Here is a 22,150-nt window from a genome sequence, read left to right as displayed (position 1 = left end):
CCTGCTGGCCCTGACCGTAGGTGTCCTTGGCCGTCTCCATCACGCCGATGGCCTGGCTCCTGGGGTTCCGGTCGTCGACCCCCGCGTGAGTGGCGGCCGTGTCCGTGGCGTCGTACGCGGCATCGGCGGTCCGTGCGCGCTGCATGACGACTCCGGGACCGCCTTGCGGATGTCCTCGATCAGCGGCGGATCGTCGCACACGGACTGCGCCCGCGCCTCCGCCGTGATCCCGGCGATCTCGGAGCCGAGTGAGACCCGGCACGCCTCGTTGATCAGCTCGGTGCTGACGGCCTGCTGTGCGTTGAGGACGGACCCGTACGCCTCGGGGGCCTTGCCGACGCCGCCCAGGAACTCGGCTGGCTCGGGGTCATGTCGCGCTCTTCCGCGTAGTTCAAAAGCGGGGTCATTGCGTTGTGCTGTTTTTCAGTCCTGTTTTGCCTTCTGAATTCCTTCGATGGCTTGCTGGTCGTTGTTGTAGGGGTCTTCCACCTCAGCCAAGTTTCGGCGCCCCGGCCGGGAGGTCGTCCGCACTTTCACAACCCACCAATTCCTGGGCCACGACCCGAGCGGTGTCGGCCGCGAATCCAGCAAGGTCCTGCTTCGTATCGCTGGCTGTCTCATCAGAGAAACCGCTGGCACCGATCTCGATCTCAAGGAGATCAGCACGCCCTGCGGCGAAAGGACAGCTCACAAAGAGCTCTGTACGTGCACCTCGAATGTACCCCTGGGCCGACCCGAGGGTGATCGGCGTACTACCGGACTCCGCCGCAGTTCTCCTGACCTCGTCGAACGTCAGATCAGGGCTTTGAAGCCGACGATAGTTGATCGTCAGGGACTTTCCTCCACCAGAGACTTCACAATCGCCTGCGGTGGGTCCATCCGCCTCTCCGGAACGACTGGAGGAAAAGTTGTAGGAGCGTTCCTCCTTGAAAGATTCCCCCGTCTCCGGCAGAAGGGATTTCAAAGACGCACTCGGCACGGAATCCTGGCAGACTTTCGAAGGCACGGAGACGACAGACTCCTCGCCCGGCCAGATCTGCCATACGGTGACTCCAGCCAGCGCGAGCACAGTCACACCGGCGACGATGCCCCATACCTTGGCCTTGCGTGCATGCCGACGCTCGGGCACTGGTGTGGTGGTCTGCTGCATTTCCCCTACCCTGCTGCCCTCTGCCGACCCTGGCCGTAACTGTCCCGGACCTGCCCAGCCGCAGTATCAGCCTTGCTCGCCGCATTGGTCTCGTCGTACCCGGCCTGGATGGCGGCTGTGTAAGTGGCGTCGTACACGGCGTCCGCCGACCTGGAACGTTGACCCTCCAAGAACGCGTCTCGGTCCTGCCCGGCCTCTTCGCTGGAATCCTGCGTGTAATGTTTCACAACTGCTTCGCGAATATCCTCGATGATAGGAGACGCGAGCTCACCGGCTACAGGGAACCTACTCAATCCCATATCGATGGCACGCCCCGCCCATTTATCTGTGGTCGCCAGGCTTTCATTGAACTCCTCATCCTTGGCGATCTCGTCATCGTAGACGGCCTGCGTGCGCGATTCAGCCATGATTCCGGCAATTTCTGCCCCAGGACCGACCCGGTTGGTCACCTCGGGCGACACTTCCTCATACTTGTCCCTGTCTTGGAACGTCTCATTGATGAGTTCAGTAGTGACAGCCTGCTGGGCATTGATGATCGCGCCATACGCGTCGGGGTCCTTCCCAACCGTTCCCAAGAAGTCCTTCAGCACCGCCGGATCGAGGTCAACAAGGTTCGCATTGCTACCAAATGTCTTTATGTCTCGCCCACCGTTCAGCCCGTCCTGGACATCACGCATGTATTCGGCAGTGATATTTCCGAGGCTGTCGCTCATCGGCGAGTCGTCGAGTTGGTCGGGATTCTTTCCGAACTCTCCGACGATCCTGTTGACGAGTTCCGCGCTGCCCGCCGAGTGCGTCGGCGGCGTGGCGTCGGAGTCGTACGGAACCCCGATCGTCGCCGACTCCAGCGCATGCCCGAGTGCGTCGTGTCCGATCGGCTTGCCGTCCTCACCCAGCGGCCACTCGCGCGCGTCGTCGCCCTTGGCGACCAGATAGTCCCAGTTGTCGAGCGCCTTCCCGCCTGCCGTCGTCGAGTCGTTGAAGAATTCGAGGGAGGCTTCGGGATTGTGGCCGAGGGCCTCCATGAAGCCGGCGACCGGGTCGTTGGCGTTGCCGGTGGGCGGGTAGGTGAGGTCGGTCGTGTCGCGCCAGGCGACGCCGGGGTCGCCCGGGTACTCGCGCTCGTACTTCAGCACCGCGTCGCCGTAGTCGTGCAGGAAGTCGTCGTCGAACTTCCCCTTGCCCATCAGGCTGCTCATCACCTGGAAGCCGTTCGGGCCCATGGGCATGGCGGGGTCGACGGGGAAGATCTTGGTGCCGGACGCGATCACGTCCTTCTTCCACGCCTCCATTTCCGGGCTGTTGCTGTGGGAGGCGTTGGCGAGGGCCATGCTCAGGTTGTCCTGCACGTGTCCCATCAGCTTGGCCCGGTCGCCCTCGACCGCGCCGCCGGGCGGGGCGGCGAGGTCGCGCCAGAACTGGAGAGTGCCGTCCGCGCCAAGGCCGGTGGCGAAGGTCTCGGTGAAGCCGGGGTTGTCGCGCTGGTTCTCGAGGGTCTCGTTGAAGCGGGCCAGTTTCTCCTCGCTCCACTCGGAGACGTCCCCCTTGGCGATCTCCTTGCGCCAGTAGTCGGCGTCCGCCTTCCCCTGGTCGCGGTCGGCGTCCCTCAGGCTGTCCGGGCCCTGGTCGGTGAAGTCGTACTTGTTCTTGGCGAGTTGGCGCAGGGCGCGGGCAGCGATGCGGTCGGTCTCGGTCGCCTCCCAGAGGATTTTGGTGATCCTGCTCTGGGCGGCGTCGAGTTCCGCGTCCGTGGGCTTGTGGATGTCGGCGCTCCCGGCAACTGCGCCGGGCGGGACGGAGGCGACGACATTCCCGTTCCCGTTGACGTAGATGTTGCTCTTCGCCAGCTCGTCGGTGGCGGTGCGCAGGTCTCCCTTGTGCTTCGTGAAGGCGGAGTGCGCATCGCGCAGAATCGCCAGGACACTCTTGGCCTGGTCGGCCGCGTCCGTGAACTGCGCGGCGGTCTTGGTGACGAACTGCCGCGAGACCGTGGCGTTGACGCCCTTCCAGTTCGCGGCGTTGGCCTTCTTCTCCAGATCCGTCGCGCTGACCTCGCCGTTGCCGCCGGTGGCCAGCCGTTCCAGTCTGCCGACCATGGTCTTCCAGTCGGATACCGCGGTGCTCAGCGTGCCCAGGCGCAGGTCCGTGAGTTCCTGCGCGGTGAGCGTGTCCGTCGCCATCTTCGTCAGCCCCGTTGCCGCTACTTGAAGTACCCGTTGATGCGCGAGACCGTCATCAGGTCGCCCGTCGCGTTCCGCATGCCGGTCTCCACGTGTACGTCGTCCTTCGCGTGCTGGGCACGGGTGAAGTCCAGATGGTTGGAGATGTGGGCGCAGGCCTCATTCAGCGTCTGCTGCTGGGTGTTCCACGCGTCATGCAGCTCGGTGAGGGCGGAGCCCATGTCAAGGCCGTCGTTGAAGAGGTCGATGGATGCCGTGAACGTACTCGGCCGCGCGAAGTCCGCGTCCACGCGGAATCTCTCCAACAGGTCGTACGCCATGTTCCCGAGCTTGCCCAACTCGTCGTCATGGACGACCAAATCCGCGGAGCCGCCACCGCCTCCGTCCCCGTCGGCAGGCAGCTGGTTGAGCTGCATCTGCGTAGAGCTCCGCTGCGCCGCGTCGGACTTGAGCTGCTCCCACTCGTCCCAGGCCATGACCCCCGCGCCCTCCCGTGATCCCCGTGCCGCGGCAGTCCCGATCGTGACGGACCGCGGAGCTTCTTACCCGAGCCTCAACGTACCAACGGCGGCGACGGCCTGAGCAGTCGAACGTCAACGCGCATCATTACTTCACACTTACCCCGCCCGCATGACCTTGCGCTCGCACGACTGTCATTCCTACGGTCTGAGGGCGCCGGATCACTTGATCAACGGCGGCTACCGGATTGACGGGCATACCCCTCTCGGAAAGGCGCCCCATCGTGAGACCGAACGGACTGCCCGCCACCATCGCGATCACTGCGACGATTCTGGCCACCCTGGCCGGATGCGGCGATGAGGCTCCCCCTGACCGGGTTTCCGTACTCACCGCGCAGGAAACCAAGTCAGCTGCTCCCGACGGGGAAGCCATGCCCGGCTGGAAAGTCGAGAATGCGCCGCATATGACGTCGATGACGAGCGAGCTCGCCGAAGCAGCCTGCGGGGGAGGCGCGAAACAGACCTGCACAGACGCCCGCTACATGGGTACCTCCGCATACGAGCGTTCGGACCGGACGCGGGTCCTTTTCTGGGCCACTGCCTACAAGAGTGAGGCAGCAGCCAAGGCGGCGTACGGGGCGAACCTGAGCTGGTACTCCCGATCAATAGCCGAACCGAAGAACATCGACCTGGGCTCCTTGGGAGACCGCCGTGACGGCGTACAGGGCGGTGTTGGCTATGAAAAGGGAACCGAAGTCGGGGCATACGCACAGGTGAGAGACGGCACCTGCATCGCCGCTTTCACCGTCCGCGAGTCCGGTGCGGGTCCCATCGACGAAGAACTCCTCAAGGACCTCGCCACCATGCTCACCAACCGAGTCCGCCAAGCGCAGAACGGGGACACGCCCTCGGCAAAGCTGGAGTCCTGAGGCCGGGGGTCTATTGGCGGGCGCCGGGGTCCTGCTGGGGGTGCGGGGGTTGCGTACCCCCGCCGTGCCATGTTTGTGGTGCCTGCGCTGTGTGGTTCGGGTGGTACGGGTTCTGGGTGGCCGTCGGGTAGGGCGGCTGAGCCGGCTGGCCCGGGTACGGATACGGGCCGCCCTGGTGGGGTGGCTGCTGAGTTGGGAACGCCCGCTGCGTCGCGCCCGACCGCTTGCGCATGACGACAAACACGGCCACTGCTCCAAGGGCTACGACGGTGCCGGCTGAGCCCAGTACTGCCCAGAGCGCGGTGTTGCTGCCTTCGTCCGCCGCCTTGGCCGAGTCCGAAGCCGAAGCGTCCTCCGGCCCTGAAGCGGAAGCGACAGGGGAGGGCGAAGTCGATGCCGCGGCCGCCAGGTCCGGGAGCGGGTACTCGTCCGCCGGGCCCGGATCACCCGGGGTCTGAAGGGCGATGCGGGGGCGGACGATGCCGTAGCCGATGGAGTCGTTGCGCTTGGTGCCGTCCGTGGGGGCGCCGATGGTGTTGAGCATGACCCTGAGGACCTGGTTGTTGGTCCAGGTTGGGTGCTTGGACCAGATCAGGGCGGCGCTGGCGGAGGCGAGGGCGGTGGCGCCGCTGGTGCCGTGGCCACGGCAGAGCCCGCTCTCGCTCCCACAGGCGTAGACCAAGTCTTCGCCCGGCGCGGCCATGTCCACCTGCGGCCCGTACTCCGACTCGTCGGTTCTCCGCAGATCCTTCCCCACCGCCGTGACACCGACAACGCCCGGTGTAGCAGCCGGGTACATCACCTCATTACCCTGATCTCCGTCGTTGCCCACTCCCGCGAAGACCAACGATCCCTTGGTCAGGGCGTACTTCACCGCGTCTGTCAGCCGCGCAGAGCCCTCGGTGTGCGCCATGGAGATATTGATGACCTTCGCGCCTGCGTCCACGGCGTAACGCATCGCCTTGGGAGCCACGTCATTGAACTGCTTGTTGCCCTCGGCCTTGTTGGCTGCCGCCCCGGCATTGGGCATCCGGATCGGCAGGATCTTGACACCTGGGGCGAGACCGAACGCCCCCTTCCCACCGCCGTACGCACCGGTTCCGGCAATCAGACCGGCCATGCCCGTGCCATGGCCCTCGTAGTCGGTGTACTCGTTGCCCGGCTGGTCTTCGGCGAAGTCCTTACCAGGAAGTACGCGCCCCTTCAGGTCTGGGTTGGTCGGGTCGACTCCAGTGTCGATCACGGCGACCGTGACGCCCTTGCCAGTGCTGGTCTGCCACATCTGCTCGGCCTGCATGGCGTCGAGGAACCACTGCTGCTCGCGCGTCGACTCCGCGTGGGCCGGCGCACCTGCGGTGCCCACCAGCAGCAGGCCGAGAACCGCTGATGCCACAGCCTGGCGGCGCCCGCGTCGAGTACCGCTTCTAAGCATGTGCTCCCTCTTGCCTTCCTGATGTGTCAGTCGACGATCGGCGGCACGGTGCGGCGCCCGCCCTGCTGCCGAGTCTCATCGCCCCCGGTCGGGCGGCGAGAACGATCACTTCTATTGCCCGTACGGGGCGGGGAGGCCGACTGCGCCGTGCGGGGAGCGCCGTCGCTACGGCTCTCACCCGGGCGTCCCGCACTGGGCGCACCGCCCGAGATGCCACCTCTCGCGGCAGCGCCAGTGCTTCCGACCGCGCCAGAACTGCCGGGTACGGATGGGCGAGCTCCCGTACGGCCAGGCTGTTGCTGGTTGCCGCCGACGACGCCTCCGTTCGAGGGAGGGAGGGCTCGACCGGTAACCTGGCCCGGCCGACCGGTTGCCGACTGGGCCGGAGCGGCGGTGTTTGCGGTGGGGCCGATCGGGCCACGAGGGGTCGTACCCTCGCCGCCCACCACCGTGCCTCGCGGGATGGCGCCCATCGACCTGCCTGCGGGCGGCATGGTGGGACGGCCACCGACGATGCCGTTGCCGCCAGGCACGCGGCCGGGGTTCGCGGCGGGGGCTCCCTGGCCCGGCAGCGAGGGCGTCCGTCCGGTACCTGCCGCCCGCCCTGGTACCGCTGGACCAACAGGGGCTGCCCTACGGTCTCCAAATGCGGGAGGCACCATCCCTGTTGGTGGAGTCAGCCCAACCTCCGCCCGGCCAGGGACGGGCGGGCTTGCTGCCGGACCCGCCGGTGCCTGTGGGGTGCGCGGCAGCGTCTCCACCGAGTCGATGTCCATTCGAGTCGGTGGGGCGACGTCCACCAACTCGGAGCGATCGGGAGAAGAGACGCCCCGGCCCTGCGCCGCACCCGCCGAGGCACCGCCCCCCGAGGTACCCGCACCCTCTGCAGAGACATCCGGGCGGGCCATGGTTTCACCAGCGATGACCGTGTCGCTCTGCGGCGGCACAATCGCCCCCGGCGGCGGCGGAAACCTAGGCCGCTCCAGCGCGTTCATCTGCGTAGCCGACCAGGAGTACGTCTCCCCCAGCTTCCGCATCTGCGCCGCGGCCTGCTGCCGTACCTCTTCCTTGTCCGCCGCCAATGCCGCAAGTTCGCTCGCGGACTTGGCCCCGACGGACGCCGCATCCGGGTCGTTGCGCGCAGCGCTCGCCACGTCGAGATTCGCTTGCGCGCTTCCGGCGTCCCGCGGGATCGACACCTGCGCCTGGGCGATCGCGTCCGACGCCTGCCCCAGCCACTTCCCCGCGCCCTCGCTGAAGTCGCCCAGTCTCAAGGTGGAGTTGGCCAGATCCGCGCTCCAGGTGCGGAAGGCGTTCGCACCCTCGCCCTTCCACTCCACCCACTGCGGACGGATCTTCAACTCCTCGGCGATCTTGCGGATTTCCTTCGCCGCGGTGACCAGCCGGTCGGCGGCGGCCTGCACCGTGCCCGCGTTCGCCTGGTCCAGCCACGCCAGCATCTGCTCGTGGCTCATGCCCTCGAAGGGGGTGCCGCCACCCGGTCCCTTGGCCGGCATCAGATCGTGCCTCCCGCGTCGCCGCCCGTCGATGTCCTGCCGCCAGTACCGCTGCCCGCATCGCCGGCAGCACGCGGAAGCCCCGGCTCGTAACTGCCCCCGTAGTGCTCGGTCGTCTCCGTGCTGATCGCCGTCATCCGGTCCCGGATGTCCAGGTCGATGTTCTCGTAGCCCTTGTGCGACGCCAGGACCGCGATGCCCATGCCCTCCATGGAGTCCGACAGCAGCTTCGACAGGGTCTCCAGTTCGGGGATGACCGTGTTGTACGCCGCGAACAGCCCGGACGCCTCCGCCCACGCCCCGTCCCCGCCGCCGAACTGGTGGCGTACGAGTTGCTCCTCGCCGAGCTTGCCGGGGCCCGCCTCCGAGCCCTTCAGGTCATGGATCAGTTCGTCGACGCGCCTTCGGAACTCCGTGAACGACGACAGCTCGGCGGCCACGTCGGCGGTGGCAGCGGTGGCGGCGTCGAACAGGCCCGAGGCCCAGGACCCGCCCATCGCTCCGCCAAGGCTCGACGACACAACACCCTCCCCGTACGACCACCGTGGCGACCCGGGCTTTCGAAGTCGCACCCACCACTCTAACTACCGGCAGTGACAGCGGGCATCCGCCCTGTCTTGAACATGCACACATCCAACACCCGGACGAGACAAGGGACATGAGCACCGGCACTCAGAGGACAGAGCCGAAACACACCGAAGGGGCCGCCCGCACCACGGATGGCGGGCGACCCCTTCGGGGCGTTCAGTGACCGGTGGTCAGGAGGCCTTGGCCTGCTCGGCCTTCCGCTTCTCCTCGGCCTTGGGCTTGTCCTCGGCCTTGCTCGCGGCAGCGACCGGCGCCGGCTTGGCGGCCTCGTAGAACTCCTCGCGCGGAGTCTCCAGGGCACCGAGGGCGACGACCTCGCGCTTGAGGAACATGGCGAGGGTCCAGTCGGCGAAGACGCGGATCTTGCGGTTCCAGGTCGGCATGGCCAGACCGTGGTAGCCGCGGTGCATGTACCAGGCGAGACGGCCCTTGAGCTTGATCTTCATCTTGCCCATGACGATCATCGCGACGCCCTTGTGGAGGCCGAGGCCTGCCACAGCACCCTTGTTGGCGTGGCTGTAGTCCTTCTGCGGGAAGCCCCGCATACCGGAGATCACGTTGTCGCCGAGGACCCGCGCCTGACGGAGGGCGTGCTGGGCGTTCGGGGGGCACCAGGCGTTCTCCACGCCGGCCTTGCGGGCGGCGATGTCCGGAACCTGGGCGTTGTCGCCCGCGGCCCAGATGTAGTCCGTGCCCTTGACCTGGAGCGTCGGCTCGCAGTCGACGTGACCACGGGGGCCCAGCGGAAGGCCGTAGCGGCCAAGGGCGGGGTTCGGCTTGACGCCGGCCGTCCACACGATGGTGTTGGAGTCGACCTCCAGGCCGTTCTTCAGCACCACGTGGCCGTCGACGCAGGAGTCCATGGAGGTGGAGAGGTAGATCTCCACGCCCCGGCTCTCCAGGTGCTCCTTGCCGTACTGGCCGAGCTTGGGGCCGACCTCCGGGAGGATCTTGTCGGCGGCGTCGACGAGGACGAACCGCATGTCCTCGCGGGAGACGTTGTTGTAGTACTTGGCCGCGTCGCGGGCCATGTCCTCGACCTCACCGATGGTCTCCGCACCCGCGAAGCCACCGCCGATGAAGACGAAGGTGAGCGCCTTGCGGCGGATCTCCTCGTCGTGCGTGGAGTCGGCCTTGTCGAGCTGCTCGAGGACGTGGTTGCGCAGGCCGATGGCCTCCTCGATGCCCTTCATACCGATGCCCTGCTCGGCGAGGCCGGGGATCGGGAAGGTGCGGGAGACCGCGCCGAGGGCGACGACCAGGTAGTCGAAGGGCAGCTCGTACGCCTCGCCGACCAGCGGCGAGATCGTGGCGACCTTGCGGTCCTGATCGATGGTGGTGACCCGGCCGGTGAGGACCTCCGCCTTGGGCAGCACGCGTCGCAGCGGGACGACGACGTGGCGCGGGGAGATGCTGCCGGCGGCGGTTTCGGGGAGGAAGGGCTGGTAGGTCATGTACGACCGGGGGTCGACGACCGTGACGGTCGCCTCGCCGTAGCGCATCTTCTTCATGATGCGCCGAGCTGCGTACAGGCCTACGTACCCACCGCCTACTACGAGGATCCTGGGACGCTCCGTGGTGCTCATGCCATCGAGTATCCACCCGCCTCAGGGGGGTCGCTCGTGCGCCCCTTCACAAGCTTTCTGGTGGTGTGTGCTATCCTCCGCCGCTCGCGTGATCCACGTCATGGCGCGGAGTGGGAACCAGCGTGTACGGCAGGCCGTTGTCAATGCCGCGTGAGCTGCCTCTCTGGCCTCGAAACCCCTCTGCCAGACCCTCGCGAGAGACCCTTCCGGCGCCTCCGTGAAACGTCCTCGCACGCCTCTTTTGAACACGTTCACGCGGGTGTTGAACCCCCGGAGGGGTCAACGGGGACGCCTTCGTCCTCCGACAGGGCCGAATTCCTTGTGAAGAACTTCACGAACTTTCCCTGAGGAGTGTCACCGAGGGGCCCACCAGGGCCCCTCGGGTGTGCTCAAACGGGCATCCGGCCTGCTCAGCAGAGTGCTACGCGAGCTCTTCCGCCACGCTCCAGGCGATGCCGTCGAGGATGTCGTGCTCGCTGACGACAACCTCCGCCGCGCCGATCCGCTCCATGATCGAGAGCAGGACCAGGGCGCCCGCGGCGATGACGTCGACGCGGCCCGGGTGCATGGAGGGGACGGCCGCGCGTTCGGCGTGGGTGGAGTGCAGGAGCCACTCGGTGATCTCGCGGACGCGGTCGTGGGTGACGCGGGAGTGGTGGATGGCCGTGGAGTCGTACTCGGGGAGGTCCTGGGCGATCGCCGAGACCGTCGTCACCGAGCCGGCCAGGCCCACCAGCGTGTGCGCCTCGCGCAGCGGGACCGTCTGCTCGGCGAGGTCGAGGGCCGCCTCGATGTCGGCCCGCATCGCCGCGATCTGCTCCGCGGACGGCGGGTCGCTCACCACCCCGTCCTTCACCAGGTGCCGCTCGGTCATCCGGACACAGCCCACGTCGACCGAGCGCGCCGCGCGCACGTGGTCGTCGCCGACGACGAACTCGGTCGAGCCGCCGCCGATGTCCACCACCAGGTAGGGCTTGGCGAGGTCGTCGCGGCCGGTCAGTTCCTTGGTGGCGCCGGTGAAGGAGAACTCCGCCTCGTGGTCGCCGGTGATGACCTCCGGCTCGACACCGAGGATGTCCAGCACCCCTCGTACGAACTCGTCCCGGTTCTCCGCGTCCCGGGAGGCGGAGGTGGCGACGAAGCGCAGGCGCTCCGCGCCGTGCTCCTTGATGATCGCCGCGTACTCGCGGCAGGCGGCGAAGGTCCGCTCCAGGGCCTCGGGGGCGAGCCGTCCGGTGCGGTCGACGCCCTGGCCGAGGCGGACGATCGTCATACGGCGGTCCAGGTCGACCAGTTCGCCGGTCGCCGGCTCGGCGTCGGCGACGAGGAGCCGGATGGAGTTCGTACCGCAGTCGACGGCGGCGACCCGGGTCACTTGGCGTCCTCCTGAACGGACTGAGCACGCTGAGCGGGCTGAGCGGGCTCCGTGGATGTCTCCTGGAGCCGCGTCACACACGTCCCCTTCCTCCACCACTCCGGCAGCATCTCCAGCGCCTCGTCGCCCAGCGGGTTGACCCCAGGGCCGGCCGCCAGGGAGTGGGCGACCAGGACGTGCAGGCACTTCACCCGGTCCGGCATGCCGCCCGCGCTGGGGAAGCCCTTCAGCTCCTCGATCTCGTCGCGGCGCCGGATGTAGTCCTCGTGCGCGGCGCGGTAGGCGGCGGCGAGTTCCGGGTCGGTCGCCAGTCGCTCGGTCATCTCCTTCATGACGCCGTTCGCCTCGAGGGTGCCGATCGCGGAGTTCGCCTTGGGGCACGTCAGGTAGTACAGCGTCGGGAAGGGCGTGCCGTCGGGGAGGCGGGGGGCCGTCTCGACCACGTCCGGCTCGCCGCACGGGCAGCGGTGCGCGATCGCGCGCAGACCGCGCGGCGGACGCCCGAGCTGCTGCTTGAAGGCCTCGACGTCCGCGTCGGTGGGCTCGGTGCGCGGAGTAGGGGGCGGGGGCGTTTGCATGCCTGTCTTTCTATCGGTCAGTTCGCTGGTCTCACGAGTCTCACTGAGCGGAAGCGTCGGACTTGTCGACGCCGTCCCAGACGTTCGCGTACCAGGGGCGGTCGGCCGCCCCGAGGTCGGTGCGCGACTGCCTGGCCGCGTCCGGGTCGATGACGATGTAACCAGTCTCCCCCGGCATCACATAGTGCAGCCGCTGCCGGATCTGCTGCTCCGCGTACGCGTCGTCCTGCCAGCGCGCCTTGAGGTCGCGCAGCTGCTCGACCCGCTGCCGGGCCTGCTCCTGCTGCTGCTCGAGATCGGCGATCTCGGCGCGCTGGGAGACGTACTGCCTTATGGGATAGGCCAGGGCCACGATCAGCGTGCACAGGACCAGGGCGAGGAGCGCGGCCCGTCCAGTGAGCCGGGAGCGGCGGGCCTGCCGCTTGGTCTGGGAGCGGTACACACGGGCCGCGGTCTGCTCGCCGAGCAGCTTGATCCTGGTCGCGGTGGAGAAACGGTCCCGGTCCTTCACGGCCATGTTTCCCCGCCTCCCGTCTCACACGTGCGTACGTCCCCGCACACGGTACGGGACCGGTACGGGGACGTACGTACGACTGGCTAAGGCTTAACCCTGCTTGGCTCAGCCTTGGCCGGCTGAGCCCTGCTTCGGCTCAGCCCTGCTCGGCTCAGCCCTTGAAGCGGGGGAACGCGCTGCGGCCGGCGTACACCGCGGCGTCGTCGAGGATCTCCTCGATGCGCAGCAGCTGGTTGTACTTGGCGACGCGGTCCGAGCGGGCCGGGGCGCCGGTCTTGATCTGGCCGCAGTTCACCGCGACGGCGAGGTCGGCGATGGTGACGTCCTCGGTCTCGCCGGAGCGGTGGGACATCATGCACTTGAAGCCGTTGCGCTGGGCCATCTCCACGGCGTCCAGGGTCTCGGTCAGCGAGCCGATCTGGTTGACCTTGACGAGCAGGGCGTTGGCGGAGCCCTCCTCGATGCCGCGGGCGAGGCGCTCCGGGTTGGTGACGAAGAGGTCGTCGCCGACGATCTGGACCTTGTCGCCCAGCTTCTCGGTGATGACCTTCCAGCCGGCCCAGTCGTCCTCGTACAGCGGGTCCTCGATGGAGACCAGCGGGTACGCGGAGACGAGCTCCTCGTAGTACTCGGTCATCTCGGCGGCCGAGCGGGACTTGCCCTCGAACTCGTACTTGCCGTCCTTGTAGAACTCGGACGCGGCGACGTCGAGCGCGAGCGCGATCTGCTCACCGGGGACGTAACCGGCCTGCTTGATGGCCTCGAGGATGAGGTCGAGCGCGGCGCGGTTGGACTCCAGGTTCGGGGCAAAGCCGCCCTCGTCGCCCAGGCCGGTGGACAGGCCCTTGGTCTTCAGCACCTTCTTGAGGGTGTGGTAGACCTCGGCGCCCCAGCGCAGCGCCTCGGAGAAGGACTCCGCGCCGATCGGGGCGATCATGAACTCCTGGATGTCCACGTTGGAGTCGGCGTGCGAGCCGCCGTTCAGGATGTTCATCATCGGAACGGGCAGCAGGTGCGCGTTCGGGCCGCCCAGGTAGCGGAAGAGCGGGAGGTCGCTGGCCTCGGAGGCGGCGTGGGCGACGGCGAGCGAGACGCCGAGGATGGCGTTGGCGCCGAGGGAGCCCTTGTTGTCGGTGGCGTCCAGGTCGAACATCGCCTGGTCGATCAGGCGCTGCTCGGTGGCGTCGTAGCCGACGAGCTCCGGGCCGATCTGCTCGATCACGGCGAGGACGGCCTTCTCGACGCCCTTGCCCAGGTAGCGGTTGGGGTCACCGTCGCGGAGCTCGATGGCCTCGAAGGCGCCCGTGGAGGCGCCGGAGGGGACGGCGGCACGACCCGTGCTGCCGTCGTCGAGGCCGACCTCGACCTCGACCGTGGGGTTGCCTCGGGAGTCCAGGATTTCCCGGGCTACGACGACGTCGATGGACGGCACGAGCATCTCCTTCTTCAATGTGACGCGGTTCGGCAGGACCGCGGTGGGTTCTGCGAGACGAGCCTAACCGGCTCCGGGCGATCGGCCAGCCGGTCGACCACCGGATGGACAGAACCGAGAGTAAATTGTTTCCGAACGGAACAAAGAGTGCCGTGCAACTCGCGGGGAAATCGCACGGGACCGGCACGAAAAAGCCCCGCCCCGGTGCGTACGGGGGAAGACGCACCGGAGCGGGGAGCCCGTGGGGACGGGGGGTGGCCCTCACGAGGCCTCCACTATGGAGTCCACGGATAAGAGGGCGCTGTGGTTCAGCTGAGAGCCGCGTAGTACTTCAGGTGCGGCTCTTACCTTCGGGCGCAGCCCTTACTTCAGGTGTAGCCCTTACTTCCGGTGCAGCCCTTACTTCAGGTGCAGCTGCTGGCCCGGGTAGATGAGGTCGGCGTCCGTGACGATGTCCTTGTTCAGCTCGAACAGCTTGTCCCAGCCGCCCTTGACGTCGTGCTCCTCGGCTATGGAGCTGAGGGTGTCGCCGGAGACGACCTTGTACTCGCCGTCGCCCTTCTTGACCTTCTTGCCGGTCGGGGTGGTGACGGTCTTCTTCGCGGCCGGGCGGTCCGCGGAACGGGAGGCCGGCTGCTCGGTCGAACGGCTGCTGTCCGAGGAGCTGCTGTCCGAGCTGCCGGAGCCGCTGGACGTGTTCGACGAGGTGTCGGCGCTGCCGTTGTAGGCGGAGTTCGACAGGTTCACACCGCAGTTCGGCCAAGCACCCTTGCCCTGACCCGCGAGGACCTTCTCGGCGACGGCTATCTGCTGCGCCTTGGAGGCCTGGTTGGCCTGCGCGGCGTACTGCGTGCCGCCGTACGCGGCCCAGGTGGAGGCCGAGAACTGCAGGCCGCCGTAGTAGCCGTTGCCGGTGTTGATGGACCAGTTGCCGCCGGACTCGCACTGGGCCACGGCGTCCCACTCGGAGGCGGTGGCGGCGGAGGCGCTGCCGGCGGCCATCAGCGGGGCGGCGACGGCGGCACCGGTGACACCGGCGATGGCGATGGCACGGGTGGCCTTGGACGGACGGCGGTGCTTGCCCTTGGCGGAAAACAGCATGGTGGATCCCCTCACCGACGCCTGCGAGGTGAGCTGTCGGGTTCGGGCCGGTTGAGTTGCCCGGCCGTGCCTCGCGCTGTTTCGTGCGCGGCACGGCTTCACCCCAAGCCGGTCCCAGCTCAACTGCTGGTCCCGGCGCCTACCTTGGGTCCCCCGCTCCTGCCTACGGCGCATTACGCGACGACTGTTCCCGGGCGCCACTGGCAGGATTCGGCGTTGCGGCGGCCGGGGCTCGTGTTGGCGAGCGGTCCTGACGGTAGACACGCGATCCGCGGAATTTCAAAGACGATCAGGGCTTCTGAGACTCATCCCACACTTCGCCAAATCGGACATTCGGTGGCGAAGTGTGACGCGAACTCCCGCTAGTTTTCGCCCGATTCGATACCTACGGTGAGGGTCTGACCGGGCACGATGACGCTCGCGTCGGCGCCGATCGCCTGCTCGTTCTCCGCGTAGAGCTCACGCCACCCGCCTTGGAGGCCAAGGGAGTCGGCAATGGAGGCGAGAGTGTCCCCGGGGCGGACGGTGTACGAGTCCGCGCGGGCGGCGTGACGGCCGGCAGAGGCGCCCGTGTCGGCGTCGGCGGTACCCGCGTCCGCGCCTGTGGCCGCGGCCGTCTCGTCGGCGCTGTCGCCGCGGTGCTTGCCCGCACCGAGGGAGCCGGTGTCGACGAGGGCCGAAGAGCCGCCCTCTTGCCAGAAGTTGTCCGAGTCATCCGGATTCGTCGCGCCGGTGGAGTCACTGTCGGAGTCGTCGCCGGAGCCCTGCGAGGCGCCGGGGGTTGCAGCAGAATCAGACGAGGTGTCGGACTTGGCCGAGTTGTCGGCTTCGCCGGAAGAATCCGACCGGGCGTCAGAATCGGACGGTGTGGGCGACACGGACGACGAAGGCGCGTCCGAAGCCGCATCGCCGGACGAGTCCGCCGACGACTCGGAGGAGTCCGACAAGCCGGATGATCCGGATGAGTCGGGCGAGCCCGACTCATCCTCCGCACCCGACGTCGCGTCGTCCGCCACGCCCGTGTCGACGTCGGGCGCCGCGGTGTCCTTGCTGAGGCCGTTGAGCAGGCCGCAGGTGGACCAGTAGCCGACGCCCTGGTCCGCGAGGATCTTCTCCGCGACGGCTATCTGCTGGGAGCGGCTGGCCTGGTCGGCGCGCGAGGCGTAGTCGAGGCCGCCGTACTGCTCCCAGTCGTCCTGGGCGATGTGGAGCCCGCCGTAGTACCCGTCACCGGCGTTCTCGCTCCAGGAGCCGCCCGTCTCGCAGTTCGCCACCTGGTCCCACGTGGTGCCGGTCGCCGCGCTCGCGCCGGTGGCACCGAGGAGCGGGATCGCGATGGCGGAGCCGGTCACTCCGGCCGCCACAAGGATGGCCGGAGCCTGGCGGGGGCGACGATGACGGCCGTTCCCGGAGAGCATGCGGAAACCTTTCGCGAGACAACGGTGACCAGCGTGGCGGGTGAGGCTCGGCGCCGCGCTGGCGTGAACGTATAGGCAGCCGATCACTTGTCACAAGTTAATGCCGCGCAGATCACGTGAAGATCACAGACTTGAAGGCGCGTCACCTTTACGCAGGTGAGCGAGTCAGCCACGCGGCGTGAACTCGACGGGCAACGTCCGCAGCCCGCGCATGATGAGACCGCCCCGCCACCGCACATCAGCTGAATCCACCGCGAGTTGCAGGTCCGGGAGGCGGGTGAGAAGCGTCGCGAGCGCGGTCTGGCCCTCCAGGCGGGCGAGGGGGGCGCCGAGGCAGTAGTGGATGCCGTGGCCGTATCCGAGGTGCTGGTTGTCGCGGCGGGACAGGTCGAGCGTGTCCGGATCGGCGAACCGCTCCGGGTCCCGGTCCGCGGCGGCCAGGACGACGAGGACGGGGTCGCCGGTCGCGATGTCCTGCCCGCCGATGCTGACCGGCTCGGTCGCGAACCGCCAGGTGGCGAGCTCGACGGGGCCGTCGTAGCGGAGGAGTTCCTCCACGCCGGTCGCGAGGAGCGCCGTGTCGCCGGCGGCGAGCGCCTTCTGGAGTCGGTCTCGCTGTTCGGGGTGGGTGAGGAGGGCGTAGGTGCCGTTGCCGATGAGATTGACGGTTGTCTCGAAGCCTGCGAACAGGAGGATGAAGGCCATGGCCGCGGCCTCGTTCTCGGTGAGGTGCTCACCGTGGTCGGAGGCCCGGATGAGACCGGAGATGAGGTCCTCGCCGGGGGTGCTCTCGGCCGTCAGGGCCTCGCGTTTGCGGTGGATGAGCTCGGCGAGATAGCCCCGCATCTTCTTCACCGACCGCGCCACTCCGCCGCGCGGGCCGCCGCCATGACGGATCATCATCCCCGCCCAGTCCCGGAAGTCGTCCTGGTCCTCACGGGGGACCCCGAGCAGGTCGCAGATCGCGTAGATGGGGAGCGGGAAGGCGAAGTCGTGGATGAGGTCGGCGCTGCCCTTGTCGGCGAACTGGTCGATGAGGTGGTCGGTCAACTCCTGCACGCGGGGCGCGAATTCGGCGACGCGTCTCGGGGTGAACGCCTTGGAGACGAGCCGGCGCAGCCTTGTGTGGTCGGGCGGATCGATGTTGAGCAGATGCGTCATCAACTCGGCCTTGCGCTCGCCGGGGATGCCGGTCTTGCCCTTGGCGTGCGCGGGCTCGTCGTGGTGCGCGGGGTTCTTGGAGAGCCGCTGGTCGGCGAGAGCCTGTTTGGCGTCCGTGTAGCGGGTGACCAGCCATGCCTCCACGCCGCTGGGGAGTTCGGTCTTGTGGACGGGGGCGTTTTCCCGGAGCCAGGCGTAGGCGGGGTAGGGGTCCGTCGCGAACTCCCAGGTGAAGAGTTCGGGGGCAGGGCTCGTGGGGGTGGGCTGGTCGGTCACTCCTTGACGGTAGCTGGCTTCTTGGCGGGGACGTTCCTGGCGGCGGGGTGACCCCGAAATGCCCATGCCGACAGCTGTGCGGTACGCCTCTCTCTACTGCCTCTCTACTCCTCTCGCTCCCCCTCCCCTTGCGTCTCCGGCTGCGTCTCCGGCTGCGTCTCCGTCTCCGTCTGTCTGATCGCGTCCCGGTACGTCCGCGCCGCCGCTCGTAGGGCCGCCTCCGGATCCACGCCCTCCGCCTCGGCCCGTACCGCCAGTGCGAGCAGGTCGTAGCCGACGCCCTCGGCCGTGGGCAACGGCACGTCCAGGCCGGCCGTCCGCACTCTCGACGCCAGCTTCGCCGCCAGGGCGAGGCCCGGCTGGCCGAGGGGGACGCCGTCCGTCACCGACTCGCGCTGCTTCTCTATCGCCTTCGTGCGCAGCCAGTGCTCCTTGACCTCTTCGGGGGTTGTGGCGGTCTCGTCCCCGAAGACGTGCGGGTGGCGGTGGATGAGCTTGGTGACGATGCCGCCGGCGACGTCGTCGATGGAGAAGGGGGCCTCGGAGTCCTCCTCGGCGATGCGGGCGTGGAAGACCACCTGGAGCAGGACGTCACCCAGCTCCTCGCGGAGTTCGTCGCGGTCGCCCTCCTCGATGGCCTCGACTAGTTCGTACGCCTCCTCGATGCCGTACTTCGCCAGGCCCTTGTGGGTCTGCTGGGACGACCACGGGCACTCGGCGCGGATGCGGTCCATGACCTGGACGAGGTCGAGGAGGCGGGCGCCCGGCAGGTCGTAGGAGGCCGGGAGCAGCTCCAGGTCGGGCATGTGGACGCGGCCGGAGCCCGCGAGGCGTGCCAGGCCGTCCGTGAGGGCCGGCTCGCCCTCGCCGGTGGCGACCACGACGACCGTCCGTCCGCCGGCGCACGCGTCGACCAGTTCCTCGGCGGTCGGGGACGCCTCGTCGACCGTTATGCCCGCCTCGCGGAGATACGGCAGCTGCGGGTGCGCGCCGTCCGCGCAGAGCACCCGGTCGGCGGCGTGCAGTGCCTGCCAGGCGGGCCAGGACAGCAGGCCGGGGGCGACGCGGTGGCTGGTGGTGAGGAGGACGATGCGGCCGGTGGCGGGCTCGGGAGCGGTGGCGGCTTCGGGGCTGGTTGCGTTCACCATTCGAAGCTAACGCACGCCGCCGACGAAGCGATCAAGTTGTCCACAGGGCGGGGGGCTCGGTGTGATCGTATGAACAACCCCGCGGTGCGGTCAGGCCGTCTGCTGCGTCTCCGTCGCCGTGACCTCCCGCACCCACGGCGTCTTCGTGTCGACGCGGCTGCTCTTGTCCACGTCCCAGGTGCCGTAGCGCGGGTTGAGGTCGACGTTCAGTTTCTTGGAGGCCTCGGCCAGGACGTTCCAGAAGGCGGGGTCGCCGGTGTTGGTGCCGAGGCTGGTGGCGAGCTTCTGGGCCTCCAGCTGGAGGCGGAGGTTCTCGTCGAGGCGCTCGGGGGCGATGCCGTACTGCTGCAGCCAGGCGGCCTCCAGGGCCTTGGAGCCGCCGGTCTGCTCCTCGAGGCCGCTGCGCATCTGCTGGATCTCCTTGCGGCTGACACTCACGCCCGCGTCCTGGGCGGCGCGCTGCAGCACCCGCTCCAGGACCATGTTGTGCAGGGTGTCGCGGGAGAGCGTGCCGGTCTTGGCGATCGCCTGCTCGTACTGCGCGTCGTCCGGTACCGCCGCCCGCTGTGCCGCGCGCACCTCGTTCACCCGGGTTTCCAGCTGGGAGACGGTGATCCGCTGGCCGCCGACGACGGCCGCCGCGCCGGGATGCGCGTCGTTTCCGCAGGCGGTGATGAGGGGGGCCGCGGCAATCGCGGCGGAGAGGAGGAGCGCGGTGCGACGACGGCGGTGCAAGGAAGCCTCCCGAGGAGATTGTGCGGCGGTGCACAAAGTCTTGCGGTGATCGATGGTAGGCAGTGCGCAAGCTCTGGCCAACCCATTCGACCAACGATTCAGCAGTACTTCTGGCACCGCCGCGCCTCACCGGCCACGGCGGCTGCGGTACGTCTTGGCGCGCAAGGCCTTCGCCTCCCTGCGGGCGTGCACCTAACCCCGCGACTAACCCCGCGACTAACCCCGCGACTAACCCCGCACCTGCCCCAGCCACTGGAGTGTCCGGCGGATCTCCGCCGCGAAGGGGTGGCCGGGGCCGTGCAGGCGCTCCGCGTCGTGCAGCAGCCGTACCAGCGTGTCGTGGGCGGCGGCGCGGTCGCCCAGGGCGAGGAGGAGGTGGCCGATGCGGCGGCGGACGTCGTGGGCGAGTTCCGGGTCGCCGGCCACGTACTGGTTCTCGTAGTACGGCAGCAGCGCGCGGTACTCGGCGAGCGCCGCCGCCGGTTCGCCGAGCTGCTCCAGGCACTGGGCGGCCTCGTAGCGGTAGCGGAGCGACTGGGGGTCGGCCTGGCCGGCCTCGGCGGCGCGTTCGTCGGCGAGGCGGCGCAGTTCGGGCAGCGCGCGCCGGTACTGGCCGTCGTCCATGAGGGTGGCCGCGTACTGCTTGCGCAGGGTGCGCACGACCGGGGAACGCTCGCCGTGCTGTTCGGCCGCGGCCGGCAGGATCGCGCCGAGGATGTCGACGGCCTGGGTGATGCGGCCCTCTCCGAGGAGACGCTTGACCTCGTCGACGGCCCGGGCGACGTCCGGCTTCTCGGCGGCGGGCGGCACGGCCGCGGCGGGGGCTGGCTGGGGCGCGGGCGTGCGGGCGCGGTCCGGCCAGGGGGCGTGCGGGCGCAGGAAGGGGCGGGTGGGGTCGAGGGGCGCCCCGGTGGGCATCCCGCGCGCGGGCAGGAGCAGCGCCAGTTCCTCGTACACGTCCTGCGCGGAGGCCGGGCGGTGCTGCGGGTCCTTGGCGAGCAGGCGCAGGACGAGCGCTTCGAGGGGCTCCGGGACTTCGGCGCGGATCCGGCGCACGGGCAGCGGAGGCTCGTACAGGTGGCGGTGCAGCACACCGAGGGCCGTCGAGCCCGCGAACGGGACGTCTCCGCTGAGGAGCTCGTGCAGGAGTACGCCGAGCGCGTACAGGTCGGTGTACGGGCCGACCGCGCCGCCCATCGCCTGCTCGGGGGCCATGTAGGCGGGCGAGCCGATGGGGGTGCCGGTGTGGGTGAGGCGGGTGGTGTCGGCGTCCATCACGGACGCGACGCCGAGGTCGAGGACGGTGACCGTGCCGTCCTGCTTCACCATCACGTTGCGCGGCTTGAGGTCGCGGTGGACGATCGGCACGGCGTGCACGGCGCTCAGCACGGCGCACAGTTGCGCGGCGACCGCGACCGCCCACTGCCACGGGTACGGGTCGTGCTCCGCGAGGTGGTCGGAGAGGTCGGCGCCGTCGACGTACTGCATGACGAGGAACAGCTCCTCGCCCTCGCTACCCGCGTCGTGGACCGTGACCAGGCCGGGGTGGTCGACCTGCGCGGTCACCCGGCACTCACGCACGAAGCGGCGGCGCAGCTCGTCCGCCTCCTGGCCGGCCACCTTGTCTGGGCGCAGCAGCTTCACCGCCACGCGCCGGTCGAGCCGCTGGTCGTAGGCCGTCCAGACCTGGCCCATGCCGCCCTGCCCGATGAGCGTGGACAGTTCATACCGGCCGGCGACGACACGTCCCGTCGTCACGCTCACCTTCCGCCCTCGTGATTGCCGTCGTGGTGGCCGTCGTGGTGGCCGTCGTGGTGGCCGTCCTGGCGGCGCAGGTAGTCACTGAGCTCGTCGAGCTCGGCGCGCACCTGGTCGATACGGGCGGGCGCGGGGCGATGGGGCGGCGGGGCGGGGACTGCAGGGCCGGTGGGCGGCGGGGTCTGGGAGCCCGGTATCCCGGTTCCCGGGGGCTGCCGGAGCAAGGGTTGCTGGAACGAGGACTGTGGGATCGAGGATTGGTGGGGCAGGGGCTGCTGGGGCGGGGCGGGCGGTACGGGCATGGCCCCGTATGGTCCCGCCGGGCGGGTCTGGCCGTAGCTCCCGCCGACGGTCGGCGTGCCGAGCGGTGCGTAGCCGGAGGGCCAGCGTGCGGCGGCGTGCACACGAATGTCCGTCACCAGGAAGTACACGGTGGCCGCCGCGCCGATCAGCAGGACGAGGGCCAGGGCGATGTCCGTGCGGTTGTCGGACTCCGGCAGTGAGCCGACCACGGCGAGGCAGGCGATGGACGCCGGCAGGCTCACCCAGGCCACCACCCAGTCGAACCAGCGACCGCGCAGGACGGCGACCCGGAACAGCGGAACGCAGGAAAGCATGCCGCACGACAGGAGGCCGCAGGCGGCGAACAGCACGCGCAGAGTGATGACGGTGGCCGCGCTGCGGGACGGCGGCGGCACCGCGCTGTTGCCGTACATGACTGCTCCTGGACCGGTGTTGCCGACGTGACGAACGGGCGGACGGGGGTGGTGCGGTGTGGAAGTCCGAGCGTATAGGCCGACAACGGACAAGCGGT

General features: G+C 68.8%; 19 protein-coding genes and 1 riboswitch. Of the genes, 1 reads left to right on the top strand and 18 read right to left on the bottom strand.

Annotated elements, in window-relative coordinates:
- Positions 1-490: 490 nt before the first annotated feature.
- The 3 genes from AC5P09_RS13545 to AC5P09_RS13535 are packed head-to-tail and all read right to left on the bottom strand — an operon-like array spanning position 491 to position 3,806.
- A complete protein-coding gene (locus AC5P09_RS13545) occupies positions 491-1,150 on the bottom strand; it encodes a hypothetical protein (RefSeq protein ID WP_493874113.1) in 660 nt (219 codons plus the stop codon).
- A 5-nt stretch (positions 1,151-1,155) separates the two neighbouring features.
- Positions 1,156-3,330 carry a DUF6571 family protein gene (locus AC5P09_RS13540; protein ID WP_493874112.1) on the bottom strand — a complete coding sequence of 725 codons (2,175 nt, stop codon included), beginning with the start codon at positions 3,328-3,330 and terminating at the stop codon, positions 1,156-1,158.
- A gap of 20 nt (positions 3,331-3,350) precedes the next feature.
- Complete coding sequence (locus AC5P09_RS13535; RefSeq protein ID WP_493874111.1) at positions 3,351-3,806, bottom strand: hypothetical protein; 456 nt, start codon at positions 3,804-3,806, stop codon at positions 3,351-3,353.
- Between the two features lie 266 nt (positions 3,807-4,072).
- Here AC5P09_RS13535 and AC5P09_RS13530 point away from each other — a divergent pair, with 266 nt between their 5' ends.
- Positions 4,073-4,717: a hypothetical protein gene (locus AC5P09_RS13530; RefSeq protein ID WP_493874110.1), complete on the top strand. Its 645-nt coding sequence runs from the start codon at positions 4,073-4,075 to the stop codon at positions 4,715-4,717.
- A 10-nt stretch (positions 4,718-4,727) separates the two neighbouring features.
- Here AC5P09_RS13530 and mycP read toward each other — a convergent pair whose 3' ends face one another.
- From mycP to AC5P09_RS13455, 15 genes are all read right to left on the bottom strand, one after another.
- Entirely contained in the window at positions 4,728-6,110 is a 1,383-nt protein-coding gene (gene mycP, locus AC5P09_RS13525; RefSeq protein WP_493874109.1) for a type VII secretion-associated serine protease mycosin, read from the bottom strand.
- A 65-nt stretch (positions 6,111-6,175) separates the two neighbouring features.
- A complete protein-coding gene (locus AC5P09_RS13520) occupies positions 6,176-7,666 on the bottom strand; it encodes a WXG100 family type VII secretion target (protein ID WP_493874108.1) in 1,491 nt (496 codons plus the stop codon).
- The gene (locus AC5P09_RS13515; RefSeq protein WP_493874107.1) at positions 7,666-8,187 is read right to left on the bottom strand and encodes a DUF2563 family protein; all 522 of its coding nucleotides are present in this window, start codon (positions 8,185-8,187) and stop codon (positions 7,666-7,668) included. The genes AC5P09_RS13520 and AC5P09_RS13515 overlap by 1 nt, the downstream gene beginning before the upstream one ends.
- A 237-nt stretch (positions 8,188-8,424) precedes the next feature.
- Complete coding sequence (locus AC5P09_RS13510; protein ID WP_493874106.1) at positions 8,425-9,840, bottom strand: NAD(P)/FAD-dependent oxidoreductase; 1,416 nt, start codon at positions 9,838-9,840, stop codon at positions 8,425-8,427.
- 421 nt (positions 9,841-10,261) lie between these two features.
- Positions 10,262-11,215: a Ppx/GppA phosphatase family protein gene (locus AC5P09_RS13505; RefSeq protein ID WP_493874105.1), complete on the bottom strand. Its 954-nt coding sequence runs from the start codon at positions 11,213-11,215 to the stop codon at positions 10,262-10,264.
- Positions 11,212-11,793 carry a DUF501 domain-containing protein gene (locus AC5P09_RS13500; RefSeq protein WP_493874104.1) on the bottom strand — a complete coding sequence of 194 codons (582 nt, stop codon included), beginning with the start codon at positions 11,791-11,793 and terminating at the stop codon, positions 11,212-11,214. Before AC5P09_RS13500 ends, AC5P09_RS13505 begins: the two co-directional genes overlap by 4 nt.
- A 40-nt stretch (positions 11,794-11,833) precedes the next feature.
- The gene (locus AC5P09_RS13495; RefSeq protein ID WP_493874103.1) at positions 11,834-12,310 is read right to left on the bottom strand and encodes an FtsB family cell division protein; all 477 of its coding nucleotides are present in this window, start codon (positions 12,308-12,310) and stop codon (positions 11,834-11,836) included.
- Between the two features lie 148 nt (positions 12,311-12,458).
- A complete protein-coding gene (gene eno / locus AC5P09_RS13490) occupies positions 12,459-13,745 on the bottom strand; it encodes a phosphopyruvate hydratase (protein WP_493874102.1) in 1,287 nt (428 codons plus the stop codon).
- A gap of 393 nt (positions 13,746-14,138) precedes the next feature.
- The gene (locus AC5P09_RS13485) at positions 14,139-14,840 is read right to left on the bottom strand and encodes a transglycosylase family protein (protein ID WP_406493441.1); all 702 of its coding nucleotides are present in this window, start codon (positions 14,838-14,840) and stop codon (positions 14,139-14,141) included.
- A 3-nt stretch (positions 14,841-14,843) separates the two neighbouring features.
- A riboswitch (cyclic di-AMP (ydaO/yuaA leader) is annotated at positions 14,844-15,021 on the bottom strand.
- Between the two features lie 181 nt (positions 15,022-15,202).
- A complete protein-coding gene (locus AC5P09_RS13480; RefSeq protein WP_493874101.1) occupies positions 15,203-16,258 on the bottom strand; it encodes a LysM peptidoglycan-binding domain-containing protein in 1,056 nt (351 codons plus the stop codon).
- 165 nt (positions 16,259-16,423) lie between these two features.
- Positions 16,424-17,695, bottom strand: coding sequence for a cytochrome P450 family protein (locus AC5P09_RS13475; RefSeq protein ID WP_493874100.1), 1,272 nt, complete (start codon positions 17,693-17,695; stop codon positions 16,424-16,426).
- A gap of 104 nt (positions 17,696-17,799) precedes the next feature.
- On the bottom strand, positions 17,800-18,843 hold the full coding sequence (locus AC5P09_RS13470) for a nucleoside triphosphate pyrophosphohydrolase (protein ID WP_493874099.1): 1,044 nt from the start codon (positions 18,841-18,843) through the stop codon (positions 17,800-17,802).
- A gap of 90 nt (positions 18,844-18,933) precedes the next feature.
- The gene (locus AC5P09_RS13465; RefSeq protein ID WP_493874098.1) at positions 18,934-19,578 is read right to left on the bottom strand and encodes a SurA N-terminal domain-containing protein; all 645 of its coding nucleotides are present in this window, start codon (positions 19,576-19,578) and stop codon (positions 18,934-18,936) included.
- A gap of 228 nt (positions 19,579-19,806) precedes the next feature.
- A complete protein-coding gene (locus AC5P09_RS13460; RefSeq protein WP_493874207.1) occupies positions 19,807-21,300 on the bottom strand; it encodes a protein kinase domain-containing protein in 1,494 nt (497 codons plus the stop codon).
- A gap of 38 nt (positions 21,301-21,338) precedes the next feature.
- A complete protein-coding gene (locus AC5P09_RS13455) occupies positions 21,339-22,052 on the bottom strand; it encodes a hypothetical protein (RefSeq protein ID WP_493874097.1) in 714 nt (237 codons plus the stop codon).
- Between the last annotated feature and the right edge of the window lie 98 nt (positions 22,053-22,150).

Source organism: Streptomyces sp. a15, from assembly GCF_059026085.1.
This window is presented reverse-complemented; position numbering and strand designations above follow the sequence as displayed.